This is a genomic window from Halorubrum orientale (genome assembly GCF_059623105.1).
The window spans coordinates 228,614-242,195 of the sequence record NZ_JBSPSR010000008.1 but is presented as its reverse complement, the minus strand read 5'-3'; the positions used below and the strand labels follow the sequence as shown (position 1 = coordinate 242,195).

20 protein-coding genes and 2 tRNA genes are annotated in these 13,582 nt (G+C 65.1%); 19 read left to right on the top strand and 3 right to left on the bottom strand.

From position 1 onward, the window contains the following. Positions 1-579 (bottom strand): (d)CMP kinase, encoded by a 579-nt coding sequence (cmk, locus tag ACWUI7_RS11205; protein ID WP_496642298.1) that lies wholly within the window; start codon positions 577-579, stop codon positions 1-3. A gap of 151 nt (positions 580-730) precedes the next feature. Between cmk and ACWUI7_RS11200 the strand changes: the two genes are divergently transcribed. Continuing rightward, the gene (locus tag ACWUI7_RS11200; RefSeq protein WP_496642297.1) at positions 731-1,000 is read left to right on the top strand and encodes an AbrB/MazE/SpoVT family DNA-binding domain-containing protein; all 270 of its coding nucleotides are present in this window, start codon (positions 731-733) and stop codon (positions 998-1,000) included. Positions 1,001-1,028: 28 nt separating this feature from the next. Here ACWUI7_RS11200 and ACWUI7_RS11195 read toward each other — a convergent pair whose 3' ends face one another. After that, positions 1,029-1,172 (bottom strand): hypothetical protein, encoded by a 144-nt coding sequence (locus ACWUI7_RS11195; RefSeq protein ID WP_496642296.1) that lies wholly within the window; start codon positions 1,170-1,172, stop codon positions 1,029-1,031. Positions 1,173-1,210: 38 nt separating this feature from the next. Between ACWUI7_RS11195 and ACWUI7_RS11190 the strand changes: the two genes are divergently transcribed. Next, complete coding sequence (locus tag ACWUI7_RS11190; protein ID WP_496642295.1) at positions 1,211-2,530, top strand: RNA-guided endonuclease InsQ/TnpB family protein; 1,320 nt, start codon at positions 1,211-1,213, stop codon at positions 2,528-2,530. 556 nt (positions 2,531-3,086) lie between these two features. Here ACWUI7_RS11190 and ACWUI7_RS11185 read toward each other — a convergent pair. After that, complete coding sequence (locus ACWUI7_RS11185) at positions 3,087-3,539, bottom strand: DUF7977 family protein (protein ID WP_496642294.1); 453 nt, start codon at positions 3,537-3,539, stop codon at positions 3,087-3,089. Positions 3,540-3,647: 108 nt separating this feature from the next. On the opposite strand from ACWUI7_RS11185, the gene ACWUI7_RS11180 reads away from it, so the two are divergent. From ACWUI7_RS11180 to ACWUI7_RS11100, 17 genes are all read left to right on the top strand, one after another. Continuing rightward, the gene (locus ACWUI7_RS11180; RefSeq protein ID WP_496642293.1) at positions 3,648-4,112 is read left to right on the top strand and encodes a universal stress protein; all 465 of its coding nucleotides are present in this window, start codon (positions 3,648-3,650) and stop codon (positions 4,110-4,112) included. A 175-nt stretch (positions 4,113-4,287) separates the two neighbouring features. After that, positions 4,288-4,373, top strand: a tRNA-Ser gene (locus ACWUI7_RS11175). Between the two features lie 56 nt (positions 4,374-4,429). Further along, the gene (locus ACWUI7_RS11170; RefSeq protein WP_496642292.1) at positions 4,430-4,942 is read left to right on the top strand and encodes a 30S ribosomal protein S13; all 513 of its coding nucleotides are present in this window, start codon (positions 4,430-4,432) and stop codon (positions 4,940-4,942) included. Then, on the top strand, positions 4,939-5,466 hold the full coding sequence (locus ACWUI7_RS11165; protein WP_496642291.1) for a 30S ribosomal protein S4: 528 nt from the start codon (positions 4,939-4,941) through the stop codon (positions 5,464-5,466). The genes ACWUI7_RS11170 and ACWUI7_RS11165 overlap by 4 nt, the downstream gene beginning before the upstream one ends. A 6-nt stretch (positions 5,467-5,472) precedes the next feature. Beyond that, positions 5,473-5,862 (top strand): 30S ribosomal protein S11, encoded by a 390-nt coding sequence (locus ACWUI7_RS11160; protein ID WP_435160841.1) that lies wholly within the window; start codon positions 5,473-5,475, stop codon positions 5,860-5,862. A gap of 1 nt (position 5,863) precedes the next feature. Continuing rightward, entirely contained in the window at positions 5,864-6,616 is a 753-nt protein-coding gene (locus ACWUI7_RS11155) for a DNA-directed RNA polymerase subunit D (protein WP_496642290.1), read from the top strand. 118 nt (positions 6,617-6,734) lie between these two features. After that, a tRNA-Leu gene (locus ACWUI7_RS11150) sits at positions 6,735-6,819 on the top strand. A 35-nt stretch (positions 6,820-6,854) separates the two neighbouring features. Next, positions 6,855-7,208 carry a 50S ribosomal protein L18e gene (locus ACWUI7_RS11145; RefSeq protein ID WP_496642289.1) on the top strand — a complete coding sequence of 118 codons (354 nt, stop codon included), beginning with the start codon at positions 6,855-6,857 and terminating at the stop codon, positions 7,206-7,208. Further along, positions 7,205-7,654, top strand: coding sequence for a 50S ribosomal protein L13 (locus tag ACWUI7_RS11140; protein WP_496642288.1), 450 nt, complete (start codon positions 7,205-7,207; stop codon positions 7,652-7,654). The genes ACWUI7_RS11145 and ACWUI7_RS11140 overlap by 4 nt, the downstream gene beginning before the upstream one ends. Further along, entirely contained in the window at positions 7,648-8,046 is a 399-nt protein-coding gene (locus ACWUI7_RS11135; protein WP_496642287.1) for a 30S ribosomal protein S9, read from the top strand. Before ACWUI7_RS11140 ends, ACWUI7_RS11135 begins: the two co-directional genes overlap by 7 nt. Positions 8,047-8,058: 12 nt before the next feature. Beyond that, positions 8,059-8,253, top strand: coding sequence for a DNA-directed RNA polymerase subunit N (locus tag ACWUI7_RS11130; RefSeq protein WP_496642286.1), 195 nt, complete (start codon positions 8,059-8,061; stop codon positions 8,251-8,253). Between the two features lie 2 nt (positions 8,254-8,255). Beyond that, complete coding sequence (locus tag ACWUI7_RS11125) at positions 8,256-8,435, top strand: DNA-directed RNA polymerase subunit K (protein WP_496642285.1); 180 nt, start codon at positions 8,256-8,258, stop codon at positions 8,433-8,435. Further along, a complete protein-coding gene (eno, locus tag ACWUI7_RS11120) occupies positions 8,435-9,637 on the top strand; it encodes a phosphopyruvate hydratase (RefSeq protein ID WP_496642284.1) in 1,203 nt (400 codons plus the stop codon). The genes ACWUI7_RS11125 and eno overlap by 1 nt, the downstream gene beginning before the upstream one ends. Positions 9,638-9,653: 16 nt before the next feature. Beyond that, on the top strand, positions 9,654-10,487 hold the full coding sequence (rpsB, locus tag ACWUI7_RS11115; RefSeq protein WP_496642283.1) for a 30S ribosomal protein S2: 834 nt from the start codon (positions 9,654-9,656) through the stop codon (positions 10,485-10,487). Between the two features lie 111 nt (positions 10,488-10,598). Next, positions 10,599-11,615 (top strand): mevalonate kinase, encoded by a 1,017-nt coding sequence (gene mvk, locus ACWUI7_RS11110; RefSeq protein WP_496642332.1) that lies wholly within the window; start codon positions 10,599-10,601, stop codon positions 11,613-11,615. After that, positions 11,612-12,430 carry an isopentenyl phosphate kinase gene (locus ACWUI7_RS11105; RefSeq protein ID WP_496642282.1) on the top strand — a complete coding sequence of 273 codons (819 nt, stop codon included), beginning with the start codon at positions 11,612-11,614 and terminating at the stop codon, positions 12,428-12,430. The genes mvk and ACWUI7_RS11105 overlap by 4 nt, the downstream gene beginning before the upstream one ends. A 51-nt stretch (positions 12,431-12,481) precedes the next feature. Continuing rightward, complete coding sequence (locus tag ACWUI7_RS11100; RefSeq protein WP_496642281.1) at positions 12,482-13,558, top strand: S1C family serine protease; 1,077 nt, start codon at positions 12,482-12,484, stop codon at positions 13,556-13,558. Positions 13,559-13,582: the final 24 nt, after the last annotated feature.

Genomic DNA, 13,582 nt, shown 5'->3' with positions numbered 1-13,582 from the left:
TTAGAAGTCGTAGCGGACGCCCGTCACCGGGGCTTTTCCCTCGTCTTCGGCGGGGTCGTACGCCTCGACGGTCGCGACGAGGGCCTTGAGGAATCGGTCTGGCGGCCACCGTGCGGTGTTGTAAGCGGCGTCGTAGATCGAGAGGTCGTCGATGTCGATGTCGTAGTACGCGCGGTACCGCTTTCGCTCGCTCGCCTCGCGGCGGCGTGTTTCGGCTCGTGCGACGTCCACCGCCTTGTCCTCGCGTTCGGCGATTCGCTCGGCACGGACGGCTAACGGAGCGTCGAACCACAGCCGGAGGTCGGCGGCGTCACCGGCGAGCCAGCCGGCGAGTCGTGACTCAAGAATGACCGCCTCGCGCGTCGTCGCGATCTCGTGGAGCCGTCGGTCGAGGTCACGATCGATCGCGCCGTCGTCTTCGGCGTGCTCGTTGAACTCGACCGGCGTCATCCCGTTGTCGGCGGCCATCTCGCGAAAGATGTCTCCGCCGGAGATGTGGTCGAGCCCGAGCGCGTCGGCGAGCCCGGCGGCGTTCGTGCTCTTCCCGCTGCCCGGCGGGCCAGAGACGGTGATCAACATATTCATCATCCGGAAGGGCCGGTAAAAACGATTGTCGTTCGGCGCGCTGGCGCCCGACGACAGGGCGATGGGTGCAGTCCACACGTGTGAGAACCCGCGTGGAGCAAATTTAAAGCCAAATTATTTTTCAGTGTCGCACTGCCCCCCACACATGTCTCACGACGTCGAAGACGAAACGACGGTGAACGAGAGCTACTCGGTCACGGTCCCGGCAGCGGTACGGCGAGCGGCTGACGTCCAATCGGGTGATAAGATCCGCTGGTACGTCGATGAAGACGGAGCCCTCTCAGTCGAGCTCGTCAAAGAACAGTACGGCGTGTTTTCCCGGCTCGAACCGGTCGATATCGGTGACCCAACCGATGCCGCCACCGATCATGACACGTGGCGAGCGGAAGCCCACCCCCTTCAGGGGTGGGTGTAAGCGACAACATCGCCCACCAGTCCACGCGCTACGACTCGTCAGGATGTTCCACCGCTTCCAACCCCGCTTCGATAATCTCTTGATAGGCGTCTTCGAGGCCAATATCTTGCCGTTCGGCGTAGTCCTTCACCCGCCCGTTCAGCGTGTGCGAGATGTCGATGTTTGGTCTCATCGTCTGTGTCCAAAAGACATTTAGACGTAGGACTACAAATGTCTATTGTCGTGAGGCGAACCAATACGTTCGCAGTGCGCCCGCTCACCACGGAGGACGAGCAACTGCTCCGCGACCTATTGGACGCCTCCGCCAGCCTCTGGAACGAACTCACCTATGAGCGACGCCAGAACTTCACCGACCCCAACATCGACAAGTCTGTGTGGGACACCGAAGACTACCGCAAGCAGTACGTCGGTGTCCTCGGAAGCGCCACCGCCCAACAGGTGATTCGCAAGAACAGCGAAGCGTGGCGGTCGTTCTTCTCCCTGAAAGAGAAGGGCGAAGCCAACGGCCTGCCGGGGTACTGGGGCAACGAGAACGAGGGGCGTAAGCTGAGAACGTACATCCGTAACGACCAGTACACCCTCGAAACCGGCGAACGGAGCCGCCTCGAAATCCCCGTCGGCCAAGACCTCAAAGACGAGTACGGGTTTGGCTACCATGACCGACTGCGCCTCGAAGTCGCTGGCGACCCAAAATGGGAGGGCGAACAGGGCCGGTTGGAACTGTACTACGACGAGGTGGACGATACGTTCAGGGCCATTCAGCCTGTCACCGTACCTGATTCTCGACGGGATTCACCACTAGCCGAGGAATCGGCTGCCTTGGATGTCGGAGCAAACAACATCGTCGCCTGTACCACCACGACCGGCCAGCAGTACCTCTACGAGGGACGTGACCTGTTCGCCGACTTCCGCGAAACCACCGAAGAGATTGCCCGCCTGCAGTCCAAACTCCGCGAGGGCCGATACATCAGTCGCCGGATTCAACGCCTGTACCGCAAGCGGACGCGACGACGCGACCACGCACAGGACGCACTCGTACGTGACCTGGTAGAAAGGCTGTACGACGAGGGCGTTGCCACAGTGTACGTGGGCGACCTTACCGACGTGCTGTCGGAACATTGGTCGGCAGAGGTGAACGAGAAGACGCACCAGTTCTGGGCGTATCGTTCGTTCATCGACCGTCTCGCCACGACCGTCGAGGAGTACGGCATCACGGTGGAAGTCGAGTCAGAAGCGTACACGACGGTAGAGTGCCCGATGTGTGGCGAACGTGACGAGACAGAGCGAAACGGCGACGCGTTCCGGTGTTGGTGTGGCTACGAGGGCCACGCCGATCTCGACGCGTCACGGGTGTTCCTGGAACGACAGGTTGGCAAAGAAGTCGGGTCGATGGCACGGCCCGTGCGCCTCAAGTGGGACGACCACAACTGGTCGGAGATACCACACTCTCCCGAGAGGGCAAGTCCCAACGAGGAGCGCACAAACCGGAGTACCGACGACGGGAAACTTGCCTCCGTGGGGACGGCATAGCCAACATCCCCACCGGAGGAATCTCACGGCTGAAGCCGTGGGAGGATGTCAACTCATTGCTGGAGACCACTGATGGCCAACGTCGTCGTAGACGCAAACGTTCTCATCGCGGCTCGTCTCTCCCGAGATCAGAACCACGAACGTGGGGAAGCCATCGCTCACGCGACAGATACCGCACTGATGACGACAGCGCACTGCGTGTCACACGTTTCTTGACATCCTCCGGCGGTGGCGCGCGCCTCGCGGGCCGCCGGAGGCGTGCTCGCGAGCGCGTGCGAGGGATGAACGAGTCGCCCGCCGGCGACGAGTGAATCGGCTGGGGAGGGTGTGGCTGAAAGGGGTGCCCGGGTGTCATGCGGTCGTGTTCGTCACAGAACTGCTTCCAGACACGTATCGAATCGGTTGGGGAGGGTGTGGCGAAAGTGGTGTCCGGGTGTCGCGGAGTCGTCTCGTTCACACGACCACTGTGACATACGTATCGAATCGGCTGTGACCAGGCACAGGCTCATCTGACGACTAGATCGTCCTACGAGGCGATTGCCTACACCTTGGTATCTCACTCGTCGGCGGCCGCTGCGGTCATCGACCAGACAGCGACGAGCCCCAACAGCGCCGCCGGCACGAGCGGGAGCGCGAGGTACGTCGCAAAGAATGTGAACCCAAGTCCGCCGGCGGCGTACGGGTACACGTAGATGATTCCGGGGATGACAATCACGCTCACAAATAGCACAGCGGTCAGCGCCCACCCCTTCGCTCCGAATCCGTCCGCCTCAATCGACGCGCCACCGTGTTCGCTTGGTCGACGCACCTGCTCGCCGTCGGGTCCATGTGACCGCTCGGTATCGGATCCGCGTGGCTGCTCGTTGGTAGACGTCGCAGAATCGCTGGCCGACGTCGCAGAATCGCTGGCCGACGTCGCAGAATCGCTGGCCGACCGTGCAGGTGTTGCGTCCCCGGTGCGTGCTGACGCCTGCGAGCGGTCGTCGTCTCCGTCTGCATCCGGACTCACGGAGTCATCTTGCGGTCGCACAGCAAAAAGCTCTCGCGATCCCTCACAAGCGCATCAAGACGGCGGAGACAGCACATACTTTTCACCCCGACGGCTGACACGCCAAGTATGGATCACACCGACGACGCGGACACCCATGCGGGCGAAGTGGGCAGCGCAAATATTCTCGCACACGCACTTGTTGCGGTGGCGACCGAGGACGATGCCCGCGCCACGGCCCGGGCGCTTGAGCCCTACCAGCCGGACCGCGTGACGACAGTCCACGTCGTTGAGAAGGGCGACGGAGTTCCTGACAAGACGCCTGTCGAGCAGTCGGAGGCGATCGCCGCCGATGCGTACCACGCGGTGCACGAGGTGTTTCCCGATGCAGCCGAGCACACTGCGTACGGTCGAGACGTGGCCGCGACGATCGTCGCCGCGGCCGCCGAGATCGACGCGAGCGCGATCGTCTACCGCCCGCGCGGCGGCAGTCGCCTGACACAGCTGCTCGCCGGTGACGTCGCCGCGCGACTCGTCTCGAACGCGACCCGACCGGTCGTCGCGCTTCCAGATCCCGCGGTTGACGAGTCGTGATCACGGGGCGTCCTCGTTCGATCGAGATGCACGACGGCTCCGGCGCGCTCCGTGTCACACTCCCGCAGTCGCGTCGTCCATTCGTGATGTTTAAGTAGCGAAGCGTGGACCATATAGTTGCACGAACTGCAGGGACGCCGGGTCCCGAGTCCACGAGGGCGACGATACGACGCGAGTTGCGGTAGCCAAGCCTGGCCCAAGGCGCAGGGTTGCTAACTCTGTGGCGTCACTGCCTCCGGGGTTCAAATCCCCGCCGCAACGCTCGAAACGACGGAGTACCGCCGGATCGCGCCGGTAGGACCCACTGCGATCAACACATGAGCACGGAAGAACAACAGGACGACTCGACGGAGGAGGACCTCCAGTACTTCGTCCGGATCGGGGGAGCGGACCTCGACGGAACGAAGACGGTCGAGCGAAGCCTATCTGAACTCAACGGAATCGGCACGCGCATGGCGCGGCTGGTCGCCGAGGAGGCCGACGTGGACCGCACAGCCACGTTCGGGCTCCTCGACGAGGCGGACATCGAGGCGGTGGTCGACGTCGCCGAGAACCTCGAAGACCACGTCCCGTCGTGGATGACCAACCGACAGAACGACTTCTTCACCGGAGAGACGACACACCTCGTCGGCACGGACGTCGAAGAGAAGCGTCGTCATGACATCAACCGGATGAAGCTGATCGAATCGTACAAAGGCATTCGCCACAAGCGCGGGCAGAAGGTCCGCGGTCAGCGAACAAAATCCACGGGTCGAACCGAGGGGACCATTGGGGTCAACGTCGAGGAGATCCGCGAGGAGATGGCCGATGAGGAGGGCGGTGAAGAATGAGTACCGGAAAAAACACCAAGGGCTACGAGACCCCGAACCACCCGTACCAGGGCGAGCGCATCGCCGAGGAGTCTGATCTCCTCTCGCGGTACGGCTTGAAGAACAAAGAAGAGCTCTGGCGTGCGCAGTCCGAGCTGCGTCGAATGCGCCGCGAGGCACGACGCCTTCTCGGCGACGCACAGGGTGACGTTGAGCTCGCCGGCGAGACCGGCGCCGAGTTCGTCGCCCGACTACGCCGAATCGGCATCCTCGGCGACGCCGACGACATCTCGTCGGTGCTGTCACTCGACGTAACCGACCTGTTAGAGCGACGGTTCCAGACGGTGGCGTACCGGCAGGGATTCGGCTCTTCGCCACAGCAGGCCCGACAGTTCATCGTCCATGGTCACGTCACCGTCGACGGCGCACGCGTCACGCGCCCGTCGGTGAAGATGGACGTGAGCGACGAAAGCGCCATCACGTTCGACGAGACGAGTCCGCTCGCGGACGATCTCCACCCCGAGCGCGCGGAGTCACAGGAGTAACTACGCATGAGTGGATCTGACAACGGAAAGTGGGGCATCGCCCACGTGTACGCGTCGTTTAACAACACGCTCATCACGGTCACCGACGAGACTGGCGCGGAGACGATCGCCAAGTCTTCCGGTGGGACCGTGGTGAAACAGAACCGAGACGAGGCGTCGCCGTACGCCGCCATGCAGATGGCGGAAGTCGTCGCCGAGCGGGTCAAAGAGGCTGGCCTCGAGGGCGTGCACGTTCGCGTGCGCGGTCCTGGTGGCAACCTCAACAAGTCGACCGGTCCCGGCGCACAGGCGACGATCCGAGCGCTCTCGCGTGCGGGTATCGAGATCGGCAGAATCGAAGACGTGACGCCTATCCCGCACGACGGGACGAAGGCGCCGAAGAACAAGCGAGTCTGACATGACTGACGCCGACTTCGACGTTGAGTACGTCGAACGGGACGACCGCAGCGCCCGGGTGCTGATCCGCGGGCTTACGCCGGCGTTCGCCAACGGTATCCGCCGGGCGATGATCGCCGACGTCCCGACGTTCTCGATCGACACCGTCCGGTTCCTCGAGAACTCCTCTGTGATGTTCGACGAGATGATCGGGCTACGGCTGGGGCTTGTTCCCCTGACGACGCCGCTCGACGAGTTCGAGCTCGGCGACACCGTCACGCTCTCGCTCGACGTCTCGGGACCAGCGACCGCGTACTCCGGTGACCTCGAGTCGGCGGAGCCACTCGTGGTGCCCGCAGACGAGAACGTCCCGATAATCGAGCTGAAGGAGGGACAAACGCTGGCGCTTGAGGCCGACGCGGTCGTCGCGTCCGGCACCGACCACGCCAAACACCAGGGCGGGGTCTCGGTCGGCTACCGACACCTCCAGCGCGTCTCGATCGACGGCGACCGCGGCGAGTTCGACGACGAGGAGCCACAGATCCTTCGTGGTGTCATCGAGACGCCCGAAGGCGAGGTCGTCGTCACCGACGAGTTCGACAACGACCTCACAGAGCGGTATCCAGACAAAGAGGTATCCGTCGAGGACGTCCCCGGCGCGTTCGTCTTCCACATCGAGACGGACGGCTCGTTCACCGCAGCCGAACTGTTACTCCACGCGATTGACTCCCTCGAGGAGCGCGCGGACGAACTACGGACGAAAGTCGCAGTGTAAGCGATGCCGGCACCACTCACACCCACCGACGCTCGCCACCCGACGACGAGCGACGTGTCTGGTCCGAGCGGTCGGACCGAAAGTGGTTTGAGTGGAGCCGGAGTACGACGGAGTGTTCGCAGGGATAGCCAAGTCAGGCCAACGGCGCAGCGTTCAGGGCGCTGTCCTGTAGAGGTCCGCAGGTTCAAATCCTGCTCCCTGCACTCCGATTTTCACGAATCCCACCAGGGAGACAGCAATGAGTAGCAAGACGAATCCACACTTACAGAACCTCATCGCCGATTTGAAGTCGGTCTCGCGTGACACCGGAGCCAACGTTTGGCAGGACGTCGCCGACCGACTCGAGAAGCCCCGGCGCACCCACGCCGAGGTCAATCTGGGTCGCATCGAACGGTACGCAAACGAAGACGAGACGGTCGTCGTTCCGGGCAAGGTGCTCGGCAGCGGCGTCCTCCAGAAGAACGTCACCGTCGCCGCCGTCGACTTCTCGGGCACCGCCCGCACGAAGATCGAACAGGCTGGCGAGGCGGTGCCGCTCGAGCAGTTCGTCGAACAGAACCCCGAGGGCGGGAACGTCCGGGTGATCCGATGAGTCTCGCGAAAGTCGACGCCGACGTCGTCGTTGACGCGCGCGACTGCATCCTCGGTCGCGTCGCCTCGAATGTCGCCCAACGTGCACTCGACGGCGAGACAATCGCCGTGGTCAACGCCGAGCAGGCGGTGATCACCGGCAACGAAGAATCGACGATGGAGACGTACCACACCCGCGCGGGACTCGGCTCCGACAGCGGGCCGTACTACCCCAAGCGGCCGGACCGCATCTTCAAGCGCTCGATCCGCGGCATGCTGCCGTACAAGACCGATGATGGCCGTGAGGCGCTCTCGAACGTCCGCGTCTACGTCGGAAATCCGTACGAGCGCGACGAGAACGCCGAGACGGTCGTCTTAGACGGCACCTCGCTGGATCGACTCTCCAACATCAAATTCACCACGCTCGGTGCCATCGCCGAGTCGCTGGGGGCTAACATCACATGGTAACAAACACTTCAGGTAAGAAGAAGACGGCCGTCGCTCGCGCAACGGTGCGCGACGGAGCGGGTCGCGTTCGAATCAACTCACGACCGGTCGAGCTGGTTGAACCGGAACAGGCCCGGCTCAAGATGCTTGAGCCGTTCCGCATCGCCGGCGAGGAGCTGCGTGACGGCGTCGATATCGACATCGACGTCGCCGGCGGCGGCTTCAGCGGCCAGGCCGACGCAACGCGGACCGCGATCGCTCGCGGACTCGTCCAGCACCTCGGCGACGCCGAGCTGCGCGATGCGTACATGAGCTTCGACCGCACGCTGTTGGTCAACGACGTGCGACAGTCCGAGGCGAAAAAGTGGGGCGGACCTGGCGCCCGGGCTCGCTACCAGAAGTCGTACCGCTGAGGTGGTCAAAGTATGATGATCCCCGTCCGGTGTTTCACCTGCGGCAACGTCGTGGGCGGACACTGGGAAGCGTTCAGAGAACGCGCCCGTGAGGGCGATGAAGACCCCGGCGAGGTGCTTGACGACCTCGGGGTGAACCGCCACTGCTGTCGGCGCATGTTGGTCAGCCACCGCGACCTCGTCGACGTCGTCGCCCCCTACCAGTGACTATGTCCACACAGCGATACAACCGATACGAAAAAGCACGAATTCTCGGCGCCCGGGCACTGCAGGTGTCGTACGGCGCGCCCGTGCTGATCGACACGACCCAGACGGAGCCGATCCTCGTCGCCGCCGAAGAGTACGACGCGGGCGTGCTCCCCTTTACCGTTCGGAGGGAATCCAACTGATGACACGAATCACCAGCGTCTCGTTGCGTCGTATCCTCGACTCACGCGGCAACCCGACCGTCGAAGCCGACGTGCTCACCGAGTCGGGTGGCTTCGGTCGCGGTGCCGCCCCGAGCGGGGCCTCAACCGGGGAGTACGAAGCCATCGAGCTGCCCGCCACAGAGGCTATCGCCGCGGCGCGCGAACACGCTATCCCCCGACTTGAGGGGCTGTTCGTCGGCGATCAGCGCGCCGTCGATGCCGCACTCCACGCGGCAGACGGCACCGATGACTTCTCTGCTATCGGCGCGAACAGCGCGGTCGCCACGTCGATGGCAGCGGCAAAAGCCGGTGCCGACGTGCTTGGCGTCCCGCTGTATCAGCACCTCGGCGGTGCGTTCCGCGGTGACAGCTTCCCGATACCGCTCGGTAACGTGGTCGGCGGCGGCGAACACGCCAAGGAGGCGACACACATCCAGGAGTTCCTTGCTGCACCCGTTGGCGCACCAAGCGTCTCGGAGGCCGTCTTCGCGAACGCCGCGGTACACGCCGCGGTTGGCGATGTCCTCGACGAGCGAGGCGTCCCGGCGGCGAAGGGCGACGAGGGCGCGTGGGCTCCTGCGATCTCGGACGCTGAGGCGTTCGAGGTCGTCGAAGCGGCCGTCGACCGCATCGCCGACGAGGTCGGCTTCGAGGTTCAGTTCGGCCTTGACGTTGCAGCCGCCGAGCTGTACGACGCCGACCGCGACGCGTACGTCTACGGCGATGAGACACGGACGACAGCCGAGCAGGTCGACTACGTCGCCGGACTCGTCGAGGAGTACGATCTCGCCTACGTTGAGGACCCCCTCGATGAGAACGATTACGAGGCGTTCGCCGAGCTGACCGACCGGGTCGGTGACCAGACGCTGATCTGTGGTGACGACCTCTTCGTCACCAACGTCGAACGGCTCCAAGCCGGCATCGACGTCGGCGCGGCCAACAGCATCCTGATCAAGCCGAACCAGATTGGGACGCTCTCAGACGCCTTCGACGCGGTCGAACTCGCCACCGAACACGGCATGGAGAGCGTGATCTCTCACCGCTCCGGTGAGACCGAAGACGCGACTATCGCCCACCTCGCCGTCGCGACCGACGCTGGCTTCATCAAGACCGGCACGGTCGGCGGCGAGCGCACCGCCAAGCTGAACGAACTGATCCGCATCGCGGACGACGCGGTGTGAAGACCCCATACAACGCATGACAGAGGACAACGACGCGGTCGAACTCGACGAGACAGCCGACACCGAGGCGGCGATCGACGAGGCGGCCGACACGACAGCGGACCAGCCCGCCGACGCGGCCGCCGACGAGGCGCCTGCCGACGCCGAACCAGTAGCCGAGGCGCCAGACGACGCTCCAGCCGAGGCGGCGTCAGCAGACGCCCCGCCCGAGGAGACAGCGCCGGACGAGCCGGCCTCGCCGTTCGACGACGACGTCATGCCTGATGAAGACGTCGACCTGTTGATCCCCGTCGAGGACTACCTCTCTGCGGGTGTCCACATCGGGACCCAACAAAAGACGGCGGACATGGAGCGGTTCATCCACCGTGTCCGCGACGACGGGCTCTACGTGCTCGACGTGAGCGAGACCGATGGCCGCATCCGCACGGCGGCCGACTTCCTCGCGAACTACGACCCCGAGCAGATCCTGGTCACCTCCTCGCGACAGTACGGGCGGTTCCCCGCCAAGAAGTTCGCCGACGCAGTCGGCGCTCGCGCCCGAACTGGCCGGTTCATCCCCGGGACGCTGACGAACCCCGACTACGCCGGCTACATTGAGCCGGACGTCGTCGTGGTGACGGACCCGATAGGCGACGCCCAGGCCGTCAAGGAGGCGATTACGGTCGGCATTCCCGTGATCGCGATGTGTGACTCGAACAATCAGCTCTCGAACGTCGACCTCGTGGTCCCGACGAACAACAAGGGGCGGCGCGCACTGTCTGTCGTCTACTGGCTGCTTGCCAACGAGACGCTCGACCGTCGCGGTGCCGACACCGTGTTCGCGCTCGAAGACTTCGAAGACGAGCTGTAACGCGACGACTGCGCCTTCGACATACCGTATTTTTCACACCGCACTCCGTCCGAGTGACTGCACAGCGCCGCAAACACAACGCCTGTATGGGTTCGGAGTGTGAGTCGCGACATGACCGTCTGTGAGGCGCCGGGGAAGGTGTATCTCTTCGGCGAACACGCCGTCGTGTACGGCGAGCCGGCCGTACCGGCGGCTATCGAGCGGCGTGCGCGCGTGACCGTCGAGCCGCGGACGGACGACCACGTTCGTGTCACCGCGGCGGATCTCTCGCTCGACGGGTTCACCGTCGAGTACGCGGGTGCCGTCGACGACCCACCGGACGTAAACGTCCCAGCATCACTCGTCGACGCGGCGATGGGGTACATCGACGCTGCGGTCAGACAGGCGCGTGCAGCCGCGGATGCGCCCGATGCCGGCTTCGACATCACCGTCGAGAGCGACATCCCGCTGGGCGCGGGGCTCGGCTCGTCGGCGGCCGTCGTCGTCGCCGGTATCGACGCGGCGACACGGGCGCTCGGTGTGCCACTGGATCGGCGAGAGCTCGCAGACAGGGCGTACCGCGCCGAATTTGAGGTGCAGGACGGACAAGCATCGCGCGCGGACACGTTCTGCTCAACCATGGGTGGGGCCGTCCGCGTCGCGGGTGACGACTGTGAGCCGATCGATGCGCCGAGTCTCCCCTTTGTGATCGGGTTCGACGGCGGGGCGGGCGACACCGGTGCGCTCGTCGCAGGTGTCCGATCCCTCCGAGAAAGACATGACTTTGCGGCCGATGCGGTGGCGTCGGTCGGCGACCTCGTACGAGAAGGGGAGTCGCTGCTTGCCGACGCCGATCCGACCGTGTCTCCCTCGAGCGAGCTGCTCGACGGGCTCGGTGAGCTGATGGACTTTAACCACGGGCTGTTGGCCGCCCTCGGTGTCTCGGCGCGGTCGCTTGACTCGATGGTGTGGGCGGCCCGTGAAGCCGGGGCGCACGGTGCAAAGCTTACTGGGGCCGGCGGCGGCGGGTGTATCGTCGCGCTTGACCCGAGCCCCGAGACGCCAACGGCGCTCTCGTTCACCCAAGGCTGTGTTGAGGCCTTCCGTGCGGAGCTCGCGACTGAGGGCGTGCGCGTGGTGGAGCCGTGACTGACCGTTCGTCGGCGCCGGGAGATCCCGGGTCGCCGGTCGTCCTCAAGCTGGGCGGGAGTCTGATCACGGCAAAAGATCGACCGGAGACGGTCGACGGGGAAGCGCTCGCGGCCGCCGGAGATGCCATCGCCGCGACAGACGTCGGGAACTCGGCGAGCCGGAACGACGCGGAGACGGACCGGGCTACGGGACTTGTGCTCGTCCACGGCGGAGGGAGCTTTGGCCACCACCACGCGAGCGAACACGGGCTCTCGACGACCGACGGCAGCCGCGACGTCACAGCCGTCGACGACGTCCACGGCGCGATGGGCGTCCTCAGCGACGCCGTGCTCGCGGCGCTCCACGAACGAGGCGTGCCTGCGGTCCCGGTCCACCCACTCTCGCTTGCGGCGCGGGAGTCGGGAGCGGACGGACCGCTCACCCTCCCGCTCGCGTCGGTTCGAACACTCCTCGCCGAGGGATTCGTCCCCGTCGTCCACGGTGACATCGTCGCAACCACGGGTGCGGGCGTGACGGTCGTCTCCGGCGACGAACTCGTGGTTGGACTCGCCGCGGGGCTTGGTGCCGACCGGGTCGGTGTATGTTCGACGGTTCCAGGGGTACTCGACGCCGACGGCGACGTGATACCCACGATTGACGCCTTCGGGCCGGTCGCAGACGCGGTCGGTGCGAGCGATGCAACCGACGTCTCCGGCGGCATGGCCGCGAAGGTGCGCGAGCTGCTTGCGCTCGACGCCCCAGCGTCTGTGTTTGGCCCGGCCGACCTCGTGGCGTTTCTCCAGGGGGCGAGCCCTGGTACGACGATCGAGTGAGTAACACCGGCCACAAGACATACGCGGAAACCGCGCGAACATCGACACGACATGGCGGAGCCAACGCTCACGCGCCGGGGAGTGCTCGTCGCCGCGGGGGCCTCCCTCGCCGGCTGTGCCGGAACAGAGCGGACGACGCCCGTGCAGTCGGGTACGAACGAAACCGACACTGCGGCCGAGTCGACACCGGATTCGGCGACGCCAGAGAGCCCGTACACTCGGGTCTACCGGGAGACGATAGATGGCGTCGTCCTCGTCCAACCATCCCGGGGACAGGGGACCGGGTTCGCCTACGACTCGAGTCACGTGGTCACGAACGCCCACGTCGTCGGCACCGAGAGCGAGGCCGAGATCCGATTTCAAACCGGCGAGTGGACGACCGGTACGGTGGTCGGCACGGACCCGCACAGCGACCTCGCGGTTCTTGATGTCGGATCGCTACCGATGGGCGTCGAGCCGCTCTCGCTCGCAGCGGGCCAGCCAGAGATCGGACAGGAAGTCGTCGCCATCGGCAACCCATACGATCTGAACGGCACGGTCACGACGGGGATCGTGAGTGGGGTCAACCGGGCGATTCCGGCCCAGACGGGATTCACTATCCCAGACGCGGTTCAGACGGACGCAGCCGTGAACCCCGGCAACAGCGGGGGCCCGCTGGTCGCACTCGATGGCGACGTCGTCGCGGTGATCAACTCCGGCGGCGGCGACAACATTGCGTTCGGTATCTCTGCGGCACTGACCGCGCGGGTCGTTCCATCGATCATCGAGACGGGGGCGTACGACCACGCGTACCTCGGCGTCTCACTCGCGCCGGTGACGCCGACGATCGCAGACGCTAACGACCTCACAGAGCCGCGTGGGCTCTTGGTCGTCGACACGGTCGCTGGCGGCCCCTCAGACGGGATACTCCAGCCGAGTACTGAAACCGAACGCGTCGATGGCCGGCAGATTCCCGCCGGCGGCGACGTCGTCACCGCCATCGACGACGAGCCGGTGCAGACGACCGAGGACCTCGGCAGCCACCTCGCCTTACAGACGCGACCCGGGGCGACGGCGACCCTCCGCGTGCGACGTGACGGCGAGTCGACGACGGTCGTGGTGCGCCTCGGTGTGCGCCCCACGCGATGACGCCACTCCGTCCTCGGAGCGTGG

Bases quoted from the DNA above. Each gene is read 5' to 3' on its own strand.
- ACWUI7_RS11190 (WP_496642295.1), top strand. From the start codon at position 1,211: ATGTCTATTGTCGTGAGGCGAACCAATACGTTCGCAGTGCGCCCGCTC.
- rpsB (WP_496642283.1), top strand. From the start codon at position 9,654: ATGACAGAGGACAACGACGCGGTCGAACTCGACGAGACAGCCGACACC.
- cmk (WP_496642298.1), bottom strand. From the start codon at position 579: ATGTTGATCACCGTCTCTGGCCCGCCGGGCAGCGGGAAGAGCACGAAC.
- ACWUI7_RS11160 (WP_435160841.1), top strand. From the start codon at position 5,473: ATGAGTGGATCTGACAACGGAAAGTGGGGCATCGCCCACGTGTACGCG.
- ACWUI7_RS11135 (WP_496642287.1), top strand. From the start codon at position 7,648: ATGGTAACAAACACTTCAGGTAAGAAGAAGACGGCCGTCGCTCGCGCA.
- ACWUI7_RS11200 (WP_496642297.1), top strand. From the start codon at position 731: ATGTCTCACGACGTCGAAGACGAAACGACGGTGAACGAGAGCTACTCG.
- mvk (WP_496642332.1), top strand. From the start codon at position 10,599: ATGACCGTCTGTGAGGCGCCGGGGAAGGTGTATCTCTTCGGCGAACAC.
- ACWUI7_RS11195 (WP_496642296.1), bottom strand. From the start codon at position 1,172: ATGAGACCAAACATCGACATCTCGCACACGCTGAACGGGCGGGTGAAG.
- ACWUI7_RS11155 (WP_496642290.1), top strand. From the start codon at position 5,864: ATGACTGACGCCGACTTCGACGTTGAGTACGTCGAACGGGACGACCGC.
- ACWUI7_RS11100 (WP_496642281.1), top strand. From the start codon at position 12,482: ATGGCGGAGCCAACGCTCACGCGCCGGGGAGTGCTCGTCGCCGCGGGG.
- ACWUI7_RS11125 (WP_496642285.1), top strand. From the start codon at position 8,256: ATGTCCACACAGCGATACAACCGATACGAAAAAGCACGAATTCTCGGC.
- ACWUI7_RS11170 (WP_496642292.1), top strand. From the start codon at position 4,430: ATGAGCACGGAAGAACAACAGGACGACTCGACGGAGGAGGACCTCCAG.
- ACWUI7_RS11130 (WP_496642286.1), top strand. From the start codon at position 8,059: ATGATGATCCCCGTCCGGTGTTTCACCTGCGGCAACGTCGTGGGCGGA.
- ACWUI7_RS11165 (WP_496642291.1), top strand. From the start codon at position 4,939: ATGAGTACCGGAAAAAACACCAAGGGCTACGAGACCCCGAACCACCCG.
- eno (WP_496642284.1), top strand. From the start codon at position 8,435: ATGACACGAATCACCAGCGTCTCGTTGCGTCGTATCCTCGACTCACGC.
- ACWUI7_RS11145 (WP_496642289.1), top strand. From the start codon at position 6,855: ATGAGTAGCAAGACGAATCCACACTTACAGAACCTCATCGCCGATTTG.
- ACWUI7_RS11180 (WP_496642293.1), top strand. From the start codon at position 3,648: ATGGATCACACCGACGACGCGGACACCCATGCGGGCGAAGTGGGCAGC.
- ACWUI7_RS11140 (WP_496642288.1), top strand. From the start codon at position 7,205: ATGAGTCTCGCGAAAGTCGACGCCGACGTCGTCGTTGACGCGCGCGAC.